The sequence below is a fragment of the Roseateles sp. P1_C6 genome, from assembly GCF_056406315.1.
This window is the reverse complement of record NZ_JBFUAK010000014.1, coordinates 165,029-185,417: the sequence shown is the minus strand read 5'-3', so window position 1 is coordinate 185,417 and position 20,389 is coordinate 165,029. Positions and strand designations below refer to the sequence as shown.

23 protein-coding genes are annotated in these 20,389 nt (G+C 69.3%); 6 read left to right on the top strand and 17 right to left on the bottom strand.

The genetic code is table 11. From position 1 onward, the window contains the following. Positions 1 to 98 precede the first annotated feature (98 nt). Both AC1D29_RS27400 and AC1D29_RS27395 read right to left on the bottom strand, forming a co-directional pair. Positions 99 to 455, bottom strand: coding sequence for a thioredoxin family protein (locus AC1D29_RS27400; protein WP_477903526.1), 357 nt, complete (start codon positions 453 to 455; stop codon positions 99 to 101). A 77-nt stretch (positions 456 to 532) separates the two neighbouring features. After that, positions 533 to 1,585: a pirin family protein gene (locus tag AC1D29_RS27395; RefSeq protein WP_477903524.1), complete on the bottom strand. Its 1,053-nt coding sequence runs from the start codon at positions 1,583 to 1,585 to the stop codon at positions 533 to 535. 151 nt (positions 1,586 to 1,736) lie between these two features. Here AC1D29_RS27395 and AC1D29_RS27390 point away from each other — a divergent pair, with 151 nt between their 5' ends. Further along, positions 1,737 to 2,087, top strand: coding sequence for a YciI family protein (locus AC1D29_RS27390; RefSeq protein WP_477903522.1), 351 nt, complete (start codon positions 1,737 to 1,739; stop codon positions 2,085 to 2,087). Here the strand turns inward: AC1D29_RS27390 and AC1D29_RS27385 are convergent. From AC1D29_RS27385 to AC1D29_RS27350, 8 genes are read right to left on the bottom strand one after another with little or no spacing between them, the layout of a single operon-like run. Continuing rightward, positions 2,079 to 2,825, bottom strand: a complete 747-nt coding sequence (locus AC1D29_RS27385; RefSeq protein WP_477903520.1) for an L-fucose dehydrogenase — start codon at positions 2,823 to 2,825, stop codon at positions 2,079 to 2,081. The two genes, AC1D29_RS27390 and AC1D29_RS27385, sit on opposite strands and share 9 nt — an antisense overlap. A gap of 4 nt (positions 2,826 to 2,829) precedes the next feature. Then, a complete protein-coding gene (locus AC1D29_RS27380) occupies positions 2,830 to 4,107 on the bottom strand; it encodes an L-fuconate dehydratase (protein WP_477903518.1) in 1,278 nt (425 codons plus the stop codon). A gap of 2 nt (positions 4,108 to 4,109) precedes the next feature. Next, a complete protein-coding gene (locus tag AC1D29_RS27375) occupies positions 4,110 to 4,964 on the bottom strand; it encodes an ureidoglycolate lyase (protein WP_477903516.1) in 855 nt (284 codons plus the stop codon). Between the two features lie 9 nt (positions 4,965 to 4,973). Then, positions 4,974 to 5,903 (bottom strand): substrate-binding domain-containing protein, encoded by a 930-nt coding sequence (locus AC1D29_RS27370; RefSeq protein ID WP_477903514.1) that lies wholly within the window; start codon positions 5,901 to 5,903, stop codon positions 4,974 to 4,976. A gap of 13 nt (positions 5,904 to 5,916) precedes the next feature. Continuing rightward, complete coding sequence (locus tag AC1D29_RS27365; RefSeq protein WP_477903512.1) at positions 5,917 to 6,903, bottom strand: ABC transporter permease; 987 nt, start codon at positions 6,901 to 6,903, stop codon at positions 5,917 to 5,919. Then, a complete protein-coding gene (locus AC1D29_RS27360) occupies positions 6,900 to 8,399 on the bottom strand; it encodes a sugar ABC transporter ATP-binding protein (RefSeq protein WP_477903510.1) in 1,500 nt (499 codons plus the stop codon). The genes AC1D29_RS27365 and AC1D29_RS27360 overlap by 4 nt, the downstream gene beginning before the upstream one ends. Next, entirely contained in the window at positions 8,396 to 9,226 is an 831-nt protein-coding gene (locus AC1D29_RS27355) for an amidohydrolase family protein (RefSeq protein WP_477903508.1), read from the bottom strand. Before AC1D29_RS27355 ends, AC1D29_RS27360 begins: the two co-directional genes overlap by 4 nt. A 2-nt stretch (positions 9,227 to 9,228) precedes the next feature. Beyond that, positions 9,229 to 10,017, bottom strand: coding sequence for an SDR family oxidoreductase (locus AC1D29_RS27350; RefSeq protein ID WP_477903506.1), 789 nt, complete (start codon positions 10,015 to 10,017; stop codon positions 9,229 to 9,231). A gap of 100 nt (positions 10,018 to 10,117) precedes the next feature. Between AC1D29_RS27350 and AC1D29_RS27345 the strand changes: the two genes are divergently transcribed. After that, positions 10,118 to 10,822, top strand: coding sequence for a FadR/GntR family transcriptional regulator (locus AC1D29_RS27345; protein WP_477903504.1), 705 nt, complete (start codon positions 10,118 to 10,120; stop codon positions 10,820 to 10,822). A gap of 55 nt (positions 10,823 to 10,877) precedes the next feature. On the opposite strand, the gene AC1D29_RS27340 is transcribed toward AC1D29_RS27345, so the two are convergent. Together AC1D29_RS27340 and AC1D29_RS27335 are read right to left on the bottom strand one after the other, a co-directional pair. Next, positions 10,878 to 11,198 (bottom strand): hypothetical protein, encoded by a 321-nt coding sequence (locus tag AC1D29_RS27340; protein ID WP_477903502.1) that lies wholly within the window; start codon positions 11,196 to 11,198, stop codon positions 10,878 to 10,880. A 121-nt stretch (positions 11,199 to 11,319) separates the two neighbouring features. Beyond that, positions 11,320 to 12,261: an AAA family ATPase gene (locus tag AC1D29_RS27335; RefSeq protein WP_477903501.1), complete on the bottom strand. Its 942-nt coding sequence runs from the start codon at positions 12,259 to 12,261 to the stop codon at positions 11,320 to 11,322. 31 nt (positions 12,262 to 12,292) lie between these two features. On the opposite strand from AC1D29_RS27335, the gene AC1D29_RS27330 reads away from it, so the two are divergent. Both AC1D29_RS27330 and AC1D29_RS27325 read left to right on the top strand, forming a co-directional pair. Further along, on the top strand, positions 12,293 to 13,228 hold the full coding sequence (locus AC1D29_RS27330; protein ID WP_477903499.1) for a histone deacetylase family protein: 936 nt from the start codon (positions 12,293 to 12,295) through the stop codon (positions 13,226 to 13,228). A 58-nt stretch (positions 13,229 to 13,286) separates the two neighbouring features. Further along, positions 13,287 to 14,594 (top strand): mechanosensitive ion channel family protein, encoded by a 1,308-nt coding sequence (locus AC1D29_RS27325; RefSeq protein WP_477903495.1) that lies wholly within the window; start codon positions 13,287 to 13,289, stop codon positions 14,592 to 14,594. Here AC1D29_RS27325 and AC1D29_RS27320 read toward each other — a convergent pair. After that, positions 14,567 to 15,394: a metal-dependent hydrolase gene (locus AC1D29_RS27320; protein ID WP_477903548.1), complete on the bottom strand. Its 828-nt coding sequence runs from the start codon at positions 15,392 to 15,394 to the stop codon at positions 14,567 to 14,569. The genes AC1D29_RS27325 and AC1D29_RS27320 overlap by 28 nt on opposite strands. A 73-nt stretch (positions 15,395 to 15,467) precedes the next feature. On the opposite strand from AC1D29_RS27320, the gene AC1D29_RS27315 reads away from it, so the two are divergent. Next, entirely contained in the window at positions 15,468 to 16,040 is a 573-nt protein-coding gene (locus AC1D29_RS27315) for a TetR/AcrR family transcriptional regulator (protein ID WP_477903493.1), read from the top strand. Here AC1D29_RS27315 and ahr read toward each other — a convergent pair. The 3 genes from ahr to AC1D29_RS27300 are packed head-to-tail and all read right to left on the bottom strand — an operon-like array spanning position 16,037 to position 18,408. Beyond that, a complete protein-coding gene (gene ahr, locus AC1D29_RS27310) occupies positions 16,037 to 17,053 on the bottom strand; it encodes an NADPH-dependent aldehyde reductase Ahr (protein WP_477903491.1) in 1,017 nt (338 codons plus the stop codon). The genes AC1D29_RS27315 and ahr overlap by 4 nt on opposite strands. Before the next feature lie 22 nt (positions 17,054 to 17,075). Then, on the bottom strand, positions 17,076 to 17,933 hold the full coding sequence (locus AC1D29_RS27305; RefSeq protein WP_477903489.1) for a CE1 family esterase: 858 nt from the start codon (positions 17,931 to 17,933) through the stop codon (positions 17,076 to 17,078). Positions 17,934 to 17,949: 16 nt separating this feature from the next. Continuing rightward, positions 17,950 to 18,408: an N-acetyltransferase family protein gene (locus tag AC1D29_RS27300; protein ID WP_477903487.1), complete on the bottom strand. Its 459-nt coding sequence runs from the start codon at positions 18,406 to 18,408 to the stop codon at positions 17,950 to 17,952. Between the two features lie 103 nt (positions 18,409 to 18,511). Here AC1D29_RS27300 and AC1D29_RS27295 point away from each other — a divergent pair, with 103 nt between their 5' ends. After that, entirely contained in the window at positions 18,512 to 18,787 is a 276-nt protein-coding gene (locus AC1D29_RS27295; RefSeq protein WP_477903485.1) for a hypothetical protein, read from the top strand. Positions 18,788 to 18,799: 12 nt separating this feature from the next. Here the strand turns inward: AC1D29_RS27295 and AC1D29_RS27290 are convergent, their stop codons facing one another. Beyond that, positions 18,800 to 20,341, bottom strand: a complete 1,542-nt coding sequence (locus tag AC1D29_RS27290) for a fumarate hydratase (RefSeq protein WP_477903483.1) — start codon at positions 20,339 to 20,341, stop codon at positions 18,800 to 18,802. Between the last annotated feature and the right edge of the window lie 48 nt (positions 20,342 to 20,389).

Sequence of the window (20,389 nt, the reverse complement as noted above, 5' to 3'; positions counted from 1 at the left end):
GCTTGGCGGCGTCGCAGCAGAGGCGCGCGGCCAGACCTTTCGGATCGGCTGGGTTCAGTGGCGCGTCAGGCGCGCGAATGGCGAGGGCGCTTGCGGCCTCAAGCGGCTGGCGTGGCCGGCGCGTTGCCCAGCCGGGCCAGTGCGTCCGCGATCTCGCGCGCACTGCCCGGCCGCACCACGCGCGCGACCTCGCGGCCGTCCTGCAGCATCACGAGCGTGGGCCACAGCTTGATGCCGAATGAGCGGCCGAGCGGCCGCCCGCGGCCGTCCTCGAACTTGAGGTGGCGCAGCGATGCGCGGCCGGCATGCGCGGCCAGCGCATCGGCGATGGAGCGCTGAGCGGCTTGGCAGATGCCGCACCAGTCGGTGCCGAACTCCAGCACCGTGGCGCCGGCCATCGCATCGATGTCGGCGCGGGCGGGTTCGTCGCTGGAATAGGGTTGAAAAAGGCTCATCGTGGTCTCCTTGTCGGCGGTTCACACGGACCTGGCAAACGCGGTGCCCAGCCGCCGCGACCAGGTGCGGTGACCGCCTAGGCCTGCGACGGGTGTCGTTCCGTCCGGCCATCGGCATGCCGGGCGAAGCGGCCCGCCTCGTCGCCGTGGACCGGCGCGGCGTCGGGCCAGGGCCAGCCGCCAAACTCGGTGCGCCGGTAGTCCTCGAAGGCCTGGCGCAGCTCCTGCTCCGTGCTCATGACGAAGGGCCCGTACTGAGCCACCGGCTCGCCGATGGGGCGGCCTTGCAGCATCAACAGCTCGGCAGGTTCGTCGCCATTGACCAGCTCGACGGCGGCGCCGGCCCGCACCTCGATGGCAGAGCCGACGGGCACGGCCCGGCCGTCGACGCTGATCTGCGCGCCGGCGAAGAAGTACAGCTTGCGGCGCGTCCCGTCACCCGCAGCCGCCGGCAGCACCCATTGCGCGCCGGGCGCCATGCGCAGCGTCCAGATGGCCAGGTCGGCATGCGCGCGCGAGGCCCAGGAGTCCGGTGGTGGCGCCAGCGGCCTGGCCGCGCTGCCAAGCTCGCCCGCAATGACGACCACCTCGGTGGCGCGGCCGGCGTCATCGACGAAGCTGTGCCGCGGGATGTCCTGCGACCAGAACATCGTGAAGTTCGGGTCGACCATCTTGCCGTCGGCCGGCAGGTTGAGCCAGATCTGGAACAGCTCCAGCGGGTTGGGCTGGTCGGTGCGCAGCAGCGGGAACATCTCCGCGTGAACGATGCCCTTGCCGGCCGTCAGCCACTGCACGTCACCGCCGCCGAAACGTGCGCCGGCGCCCAGCGAGTCCGAGTGGTCGATGCGGCCCTGGCGGACGATGGTCACCGTCTCGAAGCCCCGGTGCGGGTGGGCCGGGAACCCGGGTACCTGCTGGCCGTGATACATGCTCCAGCCATCCTTGCGCGAAAAGTCTGCCCCGATCTGGCGACCCGGCAGCAGCGCGGCGTCCGGCCCGTAGCGGCCGTTGCCGGGCGGGTAGGCGTCATCGTGGTGGACGCAGAACAGGAAGGGGTCGACGGTTTCCCAGGGCATGCCGAGCGGCTGGACGGCGACGATGGAAGAAGCGGGCGAGTCGTTGGCGGTCATCGTGATTTTCCGAGTGGCCCCTCACGCTAACGCGATTGGGCAGCCCTTGCGCGGCAGATGATTTTTCAGGCAGCCTGTCGAATCCCGCGGCGTTCGTTCGTCGTGTGGGCGGACCCGCCAACGGCGGCTGGCCGAAACAAGGAGCCATGAAGTGACTCAATACCTGATCTCGTTCAACGACGGCACGATGGTCATCCCGGATGAGGACCTGCCGGAGGTCTCACGGGCCGCGATGGCCGTCGTGCGGGAGGCCATGGCGGCCGGCGTCTTCGTCTTCGGCGGCGGGCTGCTGGCGCCTGCGCTGACCAGCATTGTGGCGACCGACGGCACCGTCACGCAGGGACCCAACCCGGCCTGCCAGGACTTCATCGGTGGTTTCAGCATCGTCGACGTGCCCACGCGGGAGGACGCGCACCGCTGGGCCGCCAAGATCGCGGCGAGTTGCCGCTGCGCGCAGGATGTGCGCGAGTTCATGCCCATGCCCGATGAGGCGTCAACCTAAGGCGCGATCCAGGTGGGTGTAGCCCCCGTCGACGAACAGCCACTGGCCCGTCGTGTGGGTCGCCCGGTCCGACAGCAGGAAGGCCACCGTGTCGGCGATCTCCTCGGCCGTCGTCAGCCGTTGCCCCAGCGGAATGCGCCGGGCAATGCCGGCGAGCTGCGCTTCGGGGTCGGGGAACCCGTCCAGCCACTGCTGGTACAGCGGCGTCATGACTTCCGCCGGCACGACGGCGTTGACGCGGATGCCGTCGTGGCGCAGGGCCGCCGCCCATTCGCGGGTCAGGGACAGGAGCGCGCCTTTGGCTGCCGTGTAGCCGCTGGTGCCGCCCTGGCCGGTGACGGCCGTCTTGGAGGAGATGTTGACGATGCTGCCGCGCGTGGTGCGCAGATGCGGCACGCACAAGTGAGCCAGCAGGTAGGCGTGCACGAGGTTGCGTTCCAGCGAGGCACGAAAGGCGTCCGGGCCGGCGTCCAGGCCGACGCTGTCATTGACGCCGGCGTTGTTGACGAGGCCGTGCAGTGCGCCGAACTGGGCCAGCGTGGCCTCCACGGCCGCGCGGACGGCGGCTTCGTCGGCCAGCTCCAGCTCAAAGTGGCGGGTCACGTGCTCGGCGCTTGAGCCGCGACCGAGACTGACGGGCAGCGCGCCTTCACGCGCCAACGCCGCGCAGATGGCCGCGCCGATGCCGGCACCGCCGCCGGTGACGATGACCACCTTGCCTTGCAGCCCGAGGTCCATCGCTTCAGCCCCTGAACCGGTATTGCGCCAGCGACGCCGGCTTCATAGTGATCGAGAAGCCCGGCGCATCCGGTGGCAGATAGGCGGCGCCTCGCACGACGCAGGGGTCGACGAAGTGCTCGTGCAGATGGTCCACGTACTCGATGACGCGGCCGTCGCGGGTGCCGGCGATGCAGAGGTAGTCGATCATGGACAGGTGCTGCACATACTCGCACAGCCCCACGCCGCCGGCGTGCGGGCACACGGGCAGGCCGAGCTTGGCGGCCATCAGCATGACGGCCAGGATCTCGTTGACGCCGCCGAGCCGGCAGCTGTCGATCTGCACCACGTCGATGGCGCCGCGCATCATGAACTGCTTGAACAGGATGCGGTTCTGGCACATCTCACCGGTGGCGACCTGCATGGGCGCGATGGCCTCACGGATGGCGCGATGGCCTTCCACATCGTCGGGGCTGGTCGGCTCCTCGATGAACCAGGGCTTGGCAAAGGCCAGGTCCTTCAGCCAGTCGATGGCGACGGGCACGTCCCAGACCTGGTTGGCGTCGATCATCAGCTTGCGGTCCGGCCCCAGCACCTCGCGGGCGATGCGCAGTCGGCGGATGTCGTCCTCGCGGTCGCGCCCGACCTTGAGCTTGACGTGGTTGAAGCCGGCGTCCACGGCCTGCTGGCACAGGCGGCGCAGCTTGTCGTCCGGGTAGCCCAGCCAGCCGGCCGAGGTCGTGTAGCAGGGGTAGCCCTCGCGCTGCAGCGTTGCCACGCGGTCGGCCTTGCCCTCGGCGGCGCGGGTCAGCAGGTCCAGTGCTTCATCAGGCGTGATGCAGTCGGTGATGTAGCGGAAGTCGATGCAGCGCACCAGCTCGGCCGGGCTCATGTCGGCCACCAGCTGCCATACCGGCTTGCCTTCGGCTTTGGCCCACAGGTCCCACACCGCATTGACGACGGCGCCGGTGGCGAGGTGGATGGCGCCCTTGTCCGGGCCTATCCAGCGCAACTGGCTGTCCGACGTCACGTGGCGCCAGAAGCGGCCCATGTCGGCGGCGATCCAGTCCAGTTCCAGGCCGACGACGAGATGCCGCATGGCCTCGATGGCGGCGCAGCAGATGTCGTTGCCGCGGCCGATGGTGAAGGTCAGGCCGTGGCCTTCCAGGCCGGGTTGGTCGGTGGCCAGGATGACGTAGGCGGCGGAGTAGTCCGGGTCGGGGTTCATCGCATCCGAGCCGTCGAGGTGCTGGGACGTGGGGAAGCGCACATCCACCGTGCGCAGGCTGGTGATGCGGGCCATGGTCAGGCGGCGACCGTCTTCTGCGTCTGCACGCCCAGGCCCTCGATGCCCAGGCGCATCGTCTGGCCGGGCTTCAGGTAGATGGGCGGCTTCTGGCCCAGGCCCACGCCGGGCGGCGTGCCGGTGGAAATGACGTCGCCGGGCTGCAGGCTCATGAACTTGCTGAGGTAGCTGACGATCTGCGCGACGTTGAACACCATGGTGCGCGTGTTGCCGTTCTGGAAGCGGCGGCCGTCGATCTCCAGCCACAGGTTCAGCTCCTGCGGGTCGGCCACCTCGTCGGCCGTGACCAGCCAGGGGCCGATGGGGCCGAAGGTGTCACAGCCCTTGCCCTTGTCCCACTGCGTGCCGCGCTCCAGCTGCCATTCGCGCTCGGACACATCGTTGACAACGCAGTAGCCCGCCACGTGCTTCAGCGCGTCGGCTTCCTCGATGTAGCGCCCGCCCTGGCCGATGACGACGCCCAGCTCCACCTCCCAGTCCGTCTTGACGGAGCCGCGCGGGATCTGCACGTCGTCGTCCGGGCCGGTGATGGCGCTGGTCCACTTGGCGAACACGACCGGCTCGGTGGGCACGGGCAGGCCGGACTCGGCGGCGTGGTCGGCGTAGTTCAGGCCGATGCAGATGAACTTGCCGACGCGGCCGACGCAGGGGCCGACGCGCAGGTCTTGCTGGGGCGTGCCTTCGACCAGCGGCAGCGTGCTGGTGTCGATGCCGCGCAGGCGCTCAAGGCCGGCGGGCGTGATCACGTCCCCGGCGATGTCGTCGACAAGGGCGGAGAGGTCGCGCACGCGGCCGTCAGCGTCGAGCAGGCCGGGGCGTTCCTGGCCCGTAGGGCCGTAGCGAAGAAGTTTCATGGCGGGTTCTCAGTCGTAAAGAACGGCGGCGATCTTGGGATCGCGCAGGTTGGTCTTGTCGTACCAGTAGTAGCCGGTATCGAGGGTCTTGGGCAGGGTCTCGCCCTTGAGCGCCTTCACGGCCGCCTCGACGGTGCGATAGCCGATGCCCACGGGGTTCTGCGTGATGGCGCCGGCCAGGGCCCCGCTGGCGATGGCGTCCTTCTGCTGCTTGCCGGAGTCGAAGCCGACGACCGTGACGCCGCTGCGGCGCGTCTCGCGCACCGCGTTGACGATGCCGATGGCCGAGCCCTCGTTGGTGCCGAACAGCGCGCGCAACTTGGGGTTGCCCTGCAGGATGGACTTGGCAACCTCGGTGGACTTCAGGTGGTCGCCGCCGCCGTACTGCACGGTGACGACGCGCACCTTGGGGTGGGCGGCCTTGAGCCGGTTCACGAAGCCTTCGACGCGCTCGACACCGGTGCGGCTGGTCTGGTCGTGCCCCACGACGGCCACGTCGCCCTCGTCGCCGATCAGCGCGGCGAGCTTGTCGGCGGCCAGCGCGGCGGCGGCGCGGTTGTCGGTCGACGCGGTGGTGAGCGGGATGTCGCTGTCCACGCCCGAGTCGAAGGCGATGACGGGGACCTTGGCCGCCTGCGCCTTGCGCAGCAGCGGGATGGCGGCCTTGCTGTCCAGCGCGGCAATGCCGATGGCCTGCGGCTTCTTGGCCAGCGCCGCAGCGAGCATGTCGATCTGCTTGTCGACCATGGCCTCGCTCTCGGGGCCTTCGAACGTGACGCGCACGTTGTAGTCCTTGGCCGCCTGCTCGGCACCGGCCTTCACGGCCTGCCAGAACTGGTGCTGGAAGCCCTTGGAGATCAGCGGGATGTAGATGGTTGGCGTCTGCGCCTGCGCGGTGGCGGCCAGCAGCGTGGCAAGGAAGAGAAGGCGGCGTTTCATGGGTTTGTCTCCGTCAGTCTTTGCCGCGGCGCAGGATGTCGACGTAGACCGCGAGGACGATGATCACGCCCGTCACCGCCGTCTGCCATTCCTGCGGCACGTTGAGGATGCGCAGGCCGTTGGCCAGTACGCTCATGATGAAGGCGCCGATCAGCGTGCCCAGCACCGAGCCACGCCCGCCGGCCAGCGACGTGCCGCCGATGACGACGGCGGCGATGGCGTCCAGCTCGTAGCCCTGGCCGAGCGCGGGTTGGGCCGAGTTCAGCCGCGAGGCGATCAGCAAACCGGCGATGCCGCAGATGGCGCCGCCCACCGCGTAGACGGCGACCTTCCAGCGCTTGACCTGCAGGCCCGACAGCCGCGCGGCTTCCTCGTTGCTGCCCAGGGCGAAGGCATAGCGACCGAACAGCGTCTGGCCGAGCAGCCAGCTGGCGCCCAGTGCGACCGCGAAAAGGATCAGCACGGAATTGGGAATGGGCAGCGCGGGCAGCATGACGGCCAGCAGCGAGTCCTGCGCGATGGATTCGAAACCCGGCGTGTCCAGGAAGTAGATCGGCTTGCTGCCCGAGATGACGAGGGCCAGGCCCTTGAGCAGCATCATCATGCCCAGCGTGGCGATGAAGGGCGGCACGCGCAGCTGCGCGACCAGCCAGCCGGACAGTCCGCCGCAGGCCGCGCCGCAGGCGATGGCCGCGAGGATGCCCAAGGGCAGCGGCAGGCCCCAGTTCGTCAGCACGACGCCGGTGACGACGGCGCAGAAGGTCATCAGGCAACCCACCGACAGGTCGATGCCGCCGCTGACGATGACCAGCGTGCAGGCGATGGCCAGCACGCCGTTGACGGCCGTGGCCTGCAGGATGCTGACGAGGTTGTCGGTCTGCAGGAAGTTGCTGGAGGCGATGCTGAAGACCACCATCAGCGCGACGAGACCGGCGAAGGCGAGCAGGCGTTGCAACGCGGCGGGGGAGGCGAAGGAAACGAGGGGCAGGGCGCGGTTCATGCGGCTTGTCTTGTCGTGGCGAGCGCCATCAGCGCTTCCTGGGTGGCTCTGGCGGCGGGCAGTTCACCGCTGATGCGGCCCTCGCACATGACGAGGATGCGGTGGGCCAGGCCCAGCAGCTCGGGCAGCTCGGAGGAGATGACGATGAGGCTCTTGCCGGCGGCGGCCAGCTCGCGCAGCAGGCGGTGGATCTCGGCCTTGGCGCCCACGTCGATGCCGCGCGTGGGCTCGTCGACGATGAGGATGTCGCAGTCGCGCAGCAGCCATTTGGCCAGCGCGATCTTCTGCTGGTTGCCGCCGGACAGCCGCGCCACGGTCTGGCCCAGCGACGGCGTCTTGATGCCCAGGCGTTGCACGAAGTCCTGCGCTGCGGCCTGGCCGGCACGGCGGTCGATCTGGCCCAGCGCGCCGGCGAAGCGGGCGAGGCTGGGCAGCAGCAGGTTGGCTTCCACGTCCAGCCCCGTCGCCAGGCCCAGGCCCTTGCGGTCCTCGGACAGGTAGGCGATGCCCAGCCGCACCGCGTCGGCCGGGCTGCGGATGTCGGCGGGCTTGCCTTGCACCAGCACGTCGCCGCTGTCGTGGCGGTCGGCACCGAAGACGAGGCGTGCCAGTTCCGTGCGGCCGGCGCCCATCAGGCCGGCCAGGCCCAGGATCTCGCCGCGGTGCAGCGTGAACGACGCGTCGCGCACGGCGCGGCCGCGGCTCAGGTGTCGCGCTTGCAGCACGATGGGTGCGGTGCTCAGGTCGGGTGCGGCGTGTGACGCCTGCCGCAGCTCGCGGCCCACCATCAGGTGGATCAGCTCGTCCATGTCCGCGCCAGGCATGCCCAGCGTCGCGATGTGTCGGCCGTCGCGCAGCACGGTGACGCGGTCGGCGATGCGCGACAACTCGTCCATCTTGTGTGAGATGTAGACGATGCCCACGCCGTCGGCGCGCAGCTGGCGCACGACGCGGAACAGCTCTTCCACCTCGGCCGGGTTCAGCGCCGCGGTGGGCTCGTCCATGATGAGGACGCGGGCGTTCAGCGACAGCGCCTTGGCGATCTCGACCATCTGCTGCTGGGCGACGCTCAGGTTGCCGACGGCCGAGCGCGGGTCCATCTGCAGGCCCAGGCGCTCGAAAACGGCGCGCGTGTCGGCCAGTTGGCGGGCGTGGTCCAGCATCAGCCCGCCCGCGCGGCGCGGTTCGCGGCCGATGAAGACATTGGCGGCGGCGCTGAGATCGGGCATCAGCTGCAGCTCCTGGTGGATCAGCGCGATGCCCATGTCCTGCGCGTCGCGCGGGTTGCTGGGGCGCACCGGCCGCCCGTCAAGCAGCACCTCGCCCGCGTCGGCCCTGTGCACGCCAGCCAGGATCTTCATCAGCGTGGACTTGCCCGCGCCGTTCTCGCCCATCAGCGCATGCACCTCGCCGGGCTGCAGGTCGAAGTCGATGCCCTCCAGCACGGTCACGCCGCCAAATGCCTTCGACAGTCCGCGGGCTTCGAGCAGGCTCATGCCGCCAACCCGTAGAAGCGCGCCGCCGTGCCGCGCCAGACGGCGGCCTGGCCCGGGGCGGGCAGCGTGGCGACGCATGCGCCCGCCAACTCGACCCAGCGGCCGTAGTCGGCCGCGAGATTCAGCACCGGCCAGTCGCTGCCCCACATCAGACGGTCGGCGCCGAACAGGTCGAGCAGTGCCTGCCAGATGGGCGCCATCTGCTCCGTCGCGTCCGTGCCGGGCGCGAACTCGGTCAGCAGGCCGGAGAACTTGCAGCAGACCTGCGGGTGGCGCGCCAGCGCCGTGAGGCCGGCGTGCCAGGCCGTGCCGATGCCCGGCTTGGCGGCATGGTCGATGACGATGGGCAGGCCTGGCCAGCGCGTGGCGAATCGGGCGAGGGCGGGCAGGTGCTCGGTCTTGACGAGGGCGTCGAAGCGCAGGCCCAGGTCGATGAGCGCGCCGACCATGTCGGGATGCGGACCGTGGTCCAGCCAGTCCGGGGCCGGCAAGTCCTGCAGCATCGGCCGCACGCCTTTGAACTTCGGGTGTGCGGCCCAGCGCTGCAGCACCGGCAGCCTGGCGGGGGCGGCCAGGTCGATCCAGCCGACGACGCCGGCGATCTCTTCATGCGCGTCGGCCAGCGCCAGCAGGTGCCCGGTTTCGGCCTCGGTGTCGGCGGCCTGCACGAGGATGGTCTGCGTGACGCCATGGGCCGCGCGCAGCGGCGCCAGGTCGACGGGCTCGAAGTCGCGCGCCAGCGGGGCCAGCGCGGGGTTGCCGACGTCCAGCCAGTCGTAATCGCCCCGGCTCAGCCGCCAGAAGTGCTGATGCGAATCGACGCGCACGGTCAGATGGTGACGCCGCCGTCGACGGACACGGCCTGGCCGGTGATGAAGCGCGACGCGTCGCTGAGCAGGAAGACCACCAGTGGCGCGATGTCATCCACCGTCGCCAGCCGTCCCATGGGCTGGCGGGCGATGAAGTCCTTCTCGGCCTGCACCGGGTCGGCAGATGCGGCGATGCGGCCGCGCAGCGACGGCGTGTCCACGGTGCCCGGGCACAGCGCATTGCAGCGCAACCCTTGCTTGACGAAGTCCGCCGCGACCGATTTGCTCAGGCCGATGACGGCCGCCTTGGTCGTGCAGTAGGCAAAGCGATTCGGGAAGCCCTTGATCGACGACGCCATCGACGCCATGTTCAGCACCGCAGCCCCCGCACCCGTGCGCTGGCCTTCAGCCAGCATGCCGGGCAGGAAGGCGCGCAGCGTGCGCAGCATGCTCTTCACGTTCAAGTCCATGCTGAAGTCCCACGCGGCCTCGTCGCAGTCCAGCACGCTGCCGTGGTGCACGAAGCCGGCGCAGTTGAACAGGCCGTGCAGCGGCGGCAACTCGGCGGCCAGTGCGTTGACGGCGGCCGTGTCGCAAACGTCCAGCCGCTCGGTACGCAGGCGGGCTCCGGGACCAGCCTCGGCCAGCAGCGTTTCCAGGCCTTCGGTCTGGATGTCGGTGGCGATGACCTCGGCACCCGCCGCGAGGCAGGCCAGCGCACTGGCCCGACCGATGCCCTGGGCGGCTGCGGTGATGAGGACGGTCTTGCCGGCGAGGCTGGCGGTCGGGGGGGATGTCGGCGTTGTCACCCAGCCAGTCTAGGGTTCAAAGCCAAATTGGCCTTACCGTATAAACCCGGTCGGGTTGATTTCTGTGGATTGGTAAGGCCAATGCGGTCAAAATCGCGCCATGCTCGAACAGCTCAAACCGGCCGACAGCCGCCGCCTCTATCACCAGATCGCCGACCAACTGCGGGAGCTGATCCGCCAGGGCGCCTTCAGCATCGGCAGCCGGCTGCCGCCGGAGCGCGAGCTGGCGCAACAGCTGGGTGTGTCGCGGCCGTCGGTGCGCGAGGCACTGATCGCGCTGGAGATCGCCGGTTGCGTGGAGGTGCGCATGGGCGCCGGCATCTATGTGCGCGGCACAGGCGACCCCGATCCTGAGGCGACCGCAGGCCTGGGCGAGAGCCCGCTGGAGCTGATGCAGGCCCGTGTGGTGCTGGAGGGCGGGCTGATGCCGCAGGCCTGTGCGCGTGCCACGCCGGCGGGGCTGGCAGCCGTGCGAGAAGCGGTCGATGAGATGCGTGTTGCCATCGCTGCCGGCAGATCGGCGCTGGACGCCGACCGGCGGTTCCATCGCGCCATCGCGGCGCTGGTGGGCAACTCGGTGCTGGAGCGGATGGTCGGTGAGCTCTTCAACGGCCGCTACAGCCCGATCTCGCTGCAGCTCAGCGCACTGGCCGATACCCACCAGAACTGGGAGGACGCGCTGCGCGAGCACGAGCGCATCCTGCATGCGCTGGAAGCCCACGACCCGCTGGCAGCGCAAGCGGCGATGCGCACGCATTTGCTCAATGCGCAGGATCGGTGGGCGGGGAATCGGTTGAAGGGGTAGTGTGCCCGTGGGTCGTTGCCTCAACGGCGTTCCGCGGTCCGCCTGCATTGGTTTGCTATTCCAACTGCAACTGCAGCCAAACCTTGAACTCCACAACGCCTGATGTGTCGAGCGCTCCGATACTGAACGGTGCGGTTGACGTCTCAGACCAGAAGGACGTCATCATTTTCTGCGTGCGCCGGGTGTCATAGGCGCGGTGGTAGACAGCGAATTCCTTGTTGTCCGGGCCAAGGAAGTAGAAAGCTCCCAAGCTCTCCGAATCCCAAGCTTCATCGGTTGGCTGACCAAACACCTGCACCAAACGTCTTGGCGTGGCGGACAGTTCGCCCTGCTTTGAAGTTCCTTCCAGCTTGGCTTCGCCAACGCGACGGTACATGTTGTCAGCTCCGAAGACGAAGGCGCAAAGCGCCCTAGGCTGGATAAGTTGCTGTGGCTTGTGCCGCTCCGTGGCGGCGCAACTCTTTAGGTGCTGGGACTCGGATGGTGGCCCGCATGACTCAAGGCAGCGGAATCGCCTCAATCATCGCTCGCACCTGCTCCCGCGCCCCACGGCCAGCCCCCGCCCGCGGCTGCAGCCGATGCGCAATGGTCTGCGGCAGGATGGCCTGGATATCGTCGGGCGACACGTAGTCGCGCCCCTGCAGCAGCGCCCGCGCGCGGCCGGCGCGCAGCACGGCCAGGCCGGCGCGCGGCGACAGGCCCTCGACGAACCATTGGCCCGAGCGCGTCGCGGCGATGAGCGCCTGAAGGTAGTCCAGCAGCGCCGGCGCCGCGTGGATCTTGCGCACGGCGGCCTGGGCCTCGATCAGCTCGGCCGGTGTCATGACGGGCTTCAGCGCGCGCAGCAGTTCGCGGCTGTCCTCGCCCATCAGCAACTCGCGCTCGGCGGCGGCGTCGGGGTAGCCCAGCGAAATGCACATCAGGAAGCGGTCCAGCTGCGACTCGGGCAGCGGGAAGGTGCCGAGCTGCTCGCTGGGGTTCTGCGTGGCGATGACGAAAAAGGGCTCGGGCAGCGGGTGGGTCTGGCCGTCGATGCTGACCTGGTGCTCCTCCATCGCCTCCAGCAACGCGCTTTGCGTCTTGGGGCCGGCGCGGTTGATCTCGTCGGCCAGCAGCACCTGGGCGAACACCGGGCCGGGGTGGAAGGCGAAGCCGTTCTTCTCGCGCTCGTAGACGCTGACACCCAGCAGGTCGCTGGGCAGCAGGTCGGCGGTGAACTGCAGGCGTGAGAACTTCAGGCCCAGCGAAATCGCCAGCGCGTGCGCCAGCGTGGTCTTGCCGACGCCGGGCAGGTCTTCAATCAGCAGGTGGCCGCCGGCGATCAGGCAGGCCAGTGCTTCGGCGATCTGCGCCGGCTTGCCCTTGATGACCGTGCTAATCTGGTTTTGCAGCGCCTGCAGTTGCGCCGCCAGGGCTCGTGATGGCTGAGTTGTCGTCATGGGTGCTGACCATAGCAAGAGACAACGGCTGATGCCTACCGCGTATTTCAATCCCCCCGAATGCCGCCGCCACGACATGGGCGAAGGCCATCCTGAATGCCCCGCGCGCCTGGCCGCGATTGACGACTGGTTGATTGCGTCCGGGCTCGGCCAGGCGCTCGAGCACGTCGACACGGCGCCCGTGGACCTGAAGGACGTCGAGCTGGCGCACACGCATGGCTACGTGGCCGAGATCGGCGCCATGCTGCGCGCCTGCGCCGAGAAGGGCGAGCGCTGCGCCGTCGACCCCGACACGTCGGCCAATGCCCACACCTGGTCCGCCGCGCTGCATGCCGCGGGTGCGGCGGTGCAGGCGACCGACCTGGTCATCGACGGCCGCGCCGACAACGCCTTCTGCGCCGTGCGCCCGCCCGGCCACCATGCCACGCGCGACCAGAGCATGGGCTTTTGCTTCTTCAACAACATCGCCATCGCCGCCCGCCACGCGCTGGATGTGCGCGGCCTCAAGCGCGTGGCCATCGTCGACTTCGACGTCCACCATGGCAACGGCACCGAGGACATCATTGCCGGCGACGAGCGCGTGCTGATGGTCAGCCTGTTCCAGCACCCGCTGTACCCCTACAGCGGCGCCGTGCCCAAGGGAACCAACATGGTCAACGTGCCGCTGCCGGCCTACACGCGCGGGCCCGAGGTGCGCGAGATCGTCGAAGCCATGTGGCTGCCGGCGCTGGAGCGCTTCAAGCCGCAGATGATCTTCATCTCGGCGGGCTTTGACGCGCACCGCGACGACGAACTCGGGCAACTGGGCCTCGTCGAGGCCGATTACGAGTGGATGACGCTGAAGATCAAGGCCGTGGCCGAGCGCCATGCGCAGGGCCGCATCGTGTCGGTGCTGGAAGGCGGCTACGACTTGCGTGCGCTGTCTCGCAGCGTCGGCGTTCACCTGCGCGCCTTGGCCGATCTGTAATCTTTTTCCCTGACCATCGGCCGGGCAAGCACCCGGGCCGTGGCCCCCTATGAATTCCATGCATCAACCTCTGAGCCTGAACGAACTGCAGGCCTTGCTGGCCCGAGTCTTCAGCGCCGACGCGCTGGCCGAATGGGCGCTGCTGCTGGGCTGCCTGGCGCTGGCGGCACTGCTGAGCTGGGCGCTGTCGCGCGCCATCACGCGGCGGGAGAACAGCGTGCTGTTCGGCCGCAACGTGCTGGACGGCGCGCTGTTCCCGCTGCTGGCGCTGGCCTTTGCCTTCGGCGCGCGCCGCCTGCTGCCGCTGTGGGGGCTGGCGCCGGCGCTGTTCAAGCTGGCGCTGCCGGTGCTGGTGTCGCTGGCCGTCATCCGCGTCATCGCCCGCGTGCTGGCGGCGGCCTGGCCGGACTCGGCGCTGATCAAGCTGGTGGAGCGCATCGGCTCCTGGCTGGTGTGGATAGGCGCCGTGCTGTGGATCACCGGTCTGCTGCCCGTGATCCTGGACGAGCTGGACGACATTGGCTGGAAGTTCGGCACCGTCAGGCTGACGCTGCGCAACCTCATCGAGGGCGGCCTGACGGCGGCGCTGGTGCTGGTGCTGGCGCTGTGGGTGTCGGCGGCCATCGAGTCCAGGCTGCTGCGGCGCGAGTCCATGGATTTGTCCATGCGCAAGATCGCCGCCAGCGCCATCCGCGCGCTGCTGCTCTTCGTCGGCCTGCTGTTCGCGTTGTCGGCCGCGGGCATCGACCTGACGGCGCTGGGCGTGCTGGGCGGCGCTTTAGGCGTCGGCCTGGGCTTCGGCCTGCAGAAGCTGGCGGCCAACTATGTGAGCGGCTTCGTCATCCTGGCCGAGCGCTCCTTGCGCATCGGCGACATGGTCAAGGTGGACGGCTTCGAGGGCCGCGTCACCGACATCAAGACGCGCTACACGGTGATCCGCTCGCTGGGTGGCAAGGAAGCCATCGTGCCCAACGAGATCCTGATCACGCAGCGCGTCGAGAACTCGTCGCTGGGCGACCCGCGGGTGCTGCTGTCCACCGTCGTCCAGGTGGACTACGACTGCGATGTCGAGAGCGTCATGAAGTCGCTGGCCACGTCCCTCGTCGAGGTGCCGCGCGTGCTGAGCGACCCGGGGCCGTCGGTGCAGCTGAGCCGTTTCGCCGACAGCGGCCTGGAGCTCACCATCTACTTCTGGATCATGGACCCCGAGAACGGCAGCGGCGGCGTGCGCTCGGACGTGAACCTGGCGATCTGGCGCACGCTGAAGCAATTGGGTGTGGATATTCCCTACCCGCAGCAGGTGCAGCATCCGCCGAAGTCGGCGCCGCAGGCCGGCGCTCAGGGCGCGGCGACTCCCACCGGCTGATAGAGGGCCTGATTGGCTTCCAGCCAGGCCCGTGAGGCCTGGGCGTCGTGGTCGCTGGGTTGGAAGCGCGGGCGGAAGTAGTCGCGCCAGGGCTTGAAGCTGCAGCGCACGAGACCGCCGCGCCCGAACAGGAAGGCTGCCGCGCTCGCCCAGGTGCGCCAGCGCCAGAGCTGACCCTCGCGCCTCAGGTTGTGCGCGGTCTGGCGCAGCACGTCGCCGACGAAGATCAGGCTCACCTTGCGGAACCAGCGCAGCCGCCAGACATCGTCACCGCCCAGCGCGCGGTACAGGTTGAAGGCGGTGCTGCGGTGCTCGGACTCCTCGGCGCTGTGCCACAGCCACAGTGTGGCCAGCCTGGGGTCGCGCCGTCCCAGCCAATGGGGGCGGCGCAGGATCCAGTCGGCAAACACCGCGGTGAAGTGCTCGTAGGCTGCCGTGACCGCCAGCGCATGCCGCGGATCGGCGTCCACAAAGAGCGCCTGCCGTTCCAGCGCGCGAGTCGCCCATCGGTTTTCCAGCCCCAGGCGTTCCAGATGGTCGTTGTACAGCCCGTGCAGGCGGCGGTGCGTCGCTTCCTGACCCAGGAAGCCCTGGACCTCGGCGCGGAACTCGCTCTGGCTGGCCTCGGGCAATGCCTTGAAGCCGGCGCGCACGGCGTCGATGAAGAACTGCTCGCCCACGGGGAAGCTCATCGACAGCGCGTTCAGGAATGCAGTGCGGAATGCGTCGCCGTCGCACCAGAGGCGTTCGATCGGCATTTCCATGTCGATCAGCAGACGACGAATCACGAGATCGCTCAAGGCTTGCTCCGTTGGTACTTGCCAGTACCGGACCATAGCGATGGCGCTTGGTACCGTCAAGTACCATTCGCGCATGCAGGTTGAACCTTCCACGGAAACAGCCGTCCGGACCCGGCTGATCCAGGGGCTGGCCCAGGCGCTGGCCACCAAGTGCTACGGCGAGCTGACCATCGCCCACATCGTGGCCGAGGCGGCGGTATCGCGCCGCACCTTCTACGAACATTTCGACAGCAAGGACGCCTGCTTCCTGGCGCTCTACGAAGCTGCCAACCAGCAATGCCTGCGCGTGCTCGCGGCGGCCGTTGACCCCTCACGCCCCTGGCAGGAGCAGACCCGCGGCGCGTTGAGCGCCTATCTGTCGACGATGGACGCGAGCCCGCCGCTGACGCGGACCCTGCTGATCGAGGTCTTCCACCTTGGCATGCCCGGGCTGGCCGCGCGGCGTCGCGCGCATGGCGCGATTGCCGCGTTGATGCGCGAGATCATCAACGCCCAGCCCCGTGCGGGCCGCATGCTGTCCGACGCGATGGCCGTCGCGGTCATCGGCGGCGTCCATGAGCTGGTACTGGGCTGCATCGAGTCGGGCGCGCCCATCCGCGGCCTGGTCGACGAGGTGGCTGAGCTGGTGCTGCGGGTCGCGGCTTAGGCGAAGTCCGCGTCCAGCACCACCCGATAACGGGCCTTGCCGCTGCGCAGGTGATCCAGCGCCTCGTTGACGCGGCTCATCGGGAAACGCTCCACCTGCGGCAGGATCTGGTGCCGCGCGGAGAACTCCAGCATCGTCGCCAGCACCGAGGGCGGCGGCGTGGGCGAGGCGGACAGGCCCTTCTGCCAGCTCAGCAGGCCGCCGCTGCGGATGCTCATCGCCTCGGTGACGACGCCCACCAGATGCATGCGGCCCTTGGGCGCCAGCGTGGCCAGCAGCGCATCCCAGTTCAGCGCGGCGCCGACGGTGATGAGGATGAAGTCCAGGCTGCCGGCGGCGGCCTTCAGCTCGGCCTTGTCGACGCTGGAGACGGTCTTGTGCGCGCCGAGCGCCAGCGCCTCATCGCGCTTGGACGGCGACGAGGTGAACGCGGTGACCTCGCAGCCCCAGGCGCGCGCGAACTTGACGGCGATGTGGCCCAGGCCGCCGATGCCGACGACGCCGACGCGGTCGGTGGGCTTGATGGCATGCAGCACGAACGGCAGGAAGACCGTGCCGCCGCCGCACATCAGCGGTCCGGCCGCGGCCGGGTCCAGCGCGTCGGGCAGCGGGATGGCCCAACTCCAATGCGAACGCAGCCGGTCGGCAAAGCCGCCGTGGCGGCCGATCAGCGTCTGCTGACGCTTGCCGCACAGGTGCTGCTCGCCACCGATGCAGAAGTTGCAGTGGCTGCAGCTGCCCGTGTGCCAGCCCACGCCGACGCGCTGGCCCAGCTGGCGGCCCTTGGCGCGTGGCCCCAGGGCCGTGATGCGCCCCACGACCTCATGGCCGGGCACGACGGGGTAGCTGGCCGGGAACCACTCGCTGTCAATCATCGCCAGGTCGGAGTGGCAGACGCCGCAGTGCTCGACGGTGATCTCGACATCCTCGTCGCCCAGCGGGCCGGGGTCGAAGTCGAAGGGTTGGAGCGGGCCGCCGGCGGTGTGGGCGGCATAGGCGCGGATAGCGGGCATGGGCGTCTTTCGTGAGCTCGAACTACTGTAGCGGGTGGGCCTTGAAGAATTGCCAGATCGCGTCGGTCGCATCGATCTCCGTGCGGGGCCAGATGTGGCCCATGCCGTCGATGCGCAGCAGCCGGACCTCGGCGCTGCTCTCGCAGCCGCCGTAGCGCAGCGTCTGCAGCGCGCCCGCTTGCCTGTCCTGCAGCAGCTTGGGTTGGCAGCGGTTGTGCGTCGCCCAGCCGGCCAGGGCCTCCGGCACGCTCTCCACCCACTCGCCGCCGCGGTCGGCGTGACCCTCGTAGGGGTTGGTCAGGTCGGCCAGGCCGTGCACGGACAGGACCGGCACCGCGCGGCCCGGGCAGGGGCCCGTCCAACGCAGCCCGCCGACCGGCGCGATCGCCGCGATGCGCTGGTTCAGCCGACAGCCCAGCAGCGACGACATGCGCCCGCCGCCGGAGAAACCGGTGGCATGGACGCGCGCCGGGTCGATGCAGACGCGGGCGGCCACGTGATCGATGACGTCGGACACGTACTGCACGTCGTCCGCGCGCGGCGTGAAGACGGGGACGTTCCAGCGCGAGTCCTCGGCCTGCAGCGTGGCCACCGCGAAGCCCTCGCGGGCGGCCAGCGTTTCGAACGCGCTTTCCTTGGCGCGGCCGGCCGCGGTGCCGCCCGTGCCATGCAGGTCAAGGACCAGCGGCAGCTGGGTTCGGCCCACCATGGCCGGCGGCACGAAAAGGCGGTAGGTGCGCGTGCGGCCGGCCGACGTCAGCTCGCGCAGTTCGCCGCTGACCGGCGCGAGCGTGCAGGTGGCCGCCGGCGACTGGGCCCTGGCGGGTGGGGACAAGGCGCCCAACACCAGCAGGAGGACGATGGCGGGGAAAAAGCGCATGCGGGCTCCTCCGGCGTCAGGCGACGTCATGCGTGTAGACGATGAAGCCGAGGTGCTGCGCAACTTGGTCGTAGAGGGCTCGCGCGGTGGCGTTGCCGTTCTGCGTGTGCCAGTAGACACGCCGCGTGCCGGCGGCTCGCGCGGCGGCGTAGACGGCCTCGATCAGCGCCCGGCCGACGCCGCGGCCGCGGGCCTCGGCGTCGGTGAACAAGTCCTGCAGGTAGCAGACCGGCTCGATGCGGTTGCTGCTGCGGTGGAAGAGGTAGTGCACGAGGCCCAGCAGCCTGCCGTCGCCGTCCACGGCGACGAGCGCGTGGATGGGCTCGGCGGCGTCGAGGAAGCGCGCCCAGGTGGTGTCGGTGATGTTGGCCGGCAGCGCGGTGTCACCCGCGCGGCCGTAGAAGGCGTTGTAGCCGTCCCAGAGAGGCTGCCAGGCAGCGCGGTCGGTCGGCAGGACAGGGCGGATCTCGATCATGTCGGCAGCGGAGTGAATGGGCGCCGGCATTGTGGAGTCGATCTCCACAGTCGGCGCGCAGTCTGGCGGCAAGATGCCACCTGTCATCCCCCTGGAGAACGACATGAAGCCTCTGCTGCTTTGCAGCCTGCTGGTCGCCTTGAGTGCGGGCGCCCAGCCTCAGGGCGGCCCGCCGCCCGGTCACCATGGCCCGCCGCCCGAGGCGTTGGCCGCCTGCAAGACGGCCAAGGCCGGCGCGGACTGCAGCTTCACGCACGAAGGCCGCACCGTGAAGGGCAGTTGCTGGGCGCCGGAAGGACGGCCACTGGCCTGCCGGCCCAAGGACATGGGCGACCGGCCGCCGCCGCCACCTCCCGGTGGCTCAGCGCCCAAGCGATAGGAACGGCGAGGCTCAGCCTGCGGCGACCGGAATCGCCACGGCCTTGCCGCTGGCGATGCGCTGCTTCCACTCCGCCGGGCCGGTGATGTGCGCGCTGGTGCCGCTGGCGTCCACGGCCACGGTCACCGGCATGTCCACCACGTCGAACTCGTAGATGGCCTCCATGCCCAGGTCTTCGAAGCCGACGACCTTGGCGCCCTTGATGGCCTTGCTGACCAGGTAGGCGGAGCCGCCCACGGCCATCAGGTAGGCGCTCTTGTGGTTCTTGATGGATTCGATGGCGACGGGGCCGCGTTCGGCCTTGCCCACCATGGCGATGAGGCCGGTCTTGGCCAGCATCATGTCGGTGAACTTGTCCATGCGCGTGGCCGTCGTCGGGCCGGCGGGGCCGACCACTTCATCGCGCACCGGGTCCACCGGGCCGACGTAGTAGATGACGCGGTTGGTGAAGTCCACCGGCAGCGGCTCGCCCTTGGCCAGCATGTCCTGGATGCGCTTGTGCGCGGCATCGCGGCCAGTCAGCATCTTGCCGTTCAGCAGCAGCGTGTCGCCGGGCTTCCAGCTCGCCACGTCGGCGGGCGTCAGCGTGTTGAGGTCCACGCGCTTGCTCTTGTTGTAGTCGGGCGCCCACTTCACGTCGGGCCACAGGTCGAGGCTGGGCGGCTCCAGATAGGTGGGGCCGCTGCCGTCCAGCACGAAGTGCGCGTGACGCGTGGCCGCGCAGTTCGGGATCATCGCGATGGGCTTGCTGGCCGCGTGTGTCGGGAAGGTCTTGATCTTCACGTCCAGCACCGTCGTCAGGCCGCCCAGGCCCTGCGCACCGATGCCCAAGGCGTTGACCTTCTCGTACAGCTCGATGCGCATCTCCTCGAGCTTGTTCTGCGGGCCGCGCTGCAGCAGCTCGTACATGTCGATGTCTTCCATCAACGCCTGCTTGGCCAGCAGCGCGGCCTTCTCGGCCGTGCCGCCGACGCCGATGCCCAGCATGCCGGGCGGGCACCAGCCGGCGCCCATCGTGGGCACGGTCTTGAGTACCCAGTCGACGATGTCGTCGCCGGGGTTGAGCATGTAGACCTTGCTCTTGTTCTCGCTGCCGCCGCCCTTGGCCGCAACGATGACGTCCACCGTGTTGCCGGGCACCAGCTCCATCTGCACGACGGCGGGCGTGTTGTCCTTGGTGTTCTTGCGCGCAAAGATGGGGTCGTCCAGCACCGACGCGCGCAGCTTGTTGTCGGGGTTCAGGTAGCCCTGGCGCACGCCTTCGTTGATGGCGTCCTCGATGCTGCCGCTGAAGCCTTCCCAGCGCACGTCCATGCCGATCTTCAGGAACACGTTGACGATGCCGGTGTCCTGGCAGATGGGGCGCTTGCCTTCGGCGCACATGCGGCTGTTGGTGAGGATCTGGGCGATCGCGTCCTTGGCGGCGGGCGAGGCCTCGCTCTCGTAGGCGCGAGCCAGATGGGTGATGTAGTCGGCCGGGTGGTAGTACGAGATGTACTGCAGTGCGGCGGCGACGCTGTCGATGAGGTCTTGCTGGCGGATCGTGGCGGTCATTTTGCGAAGCGGGATGGGATGACGGGCGACGCGAATTATCGGTGGCCT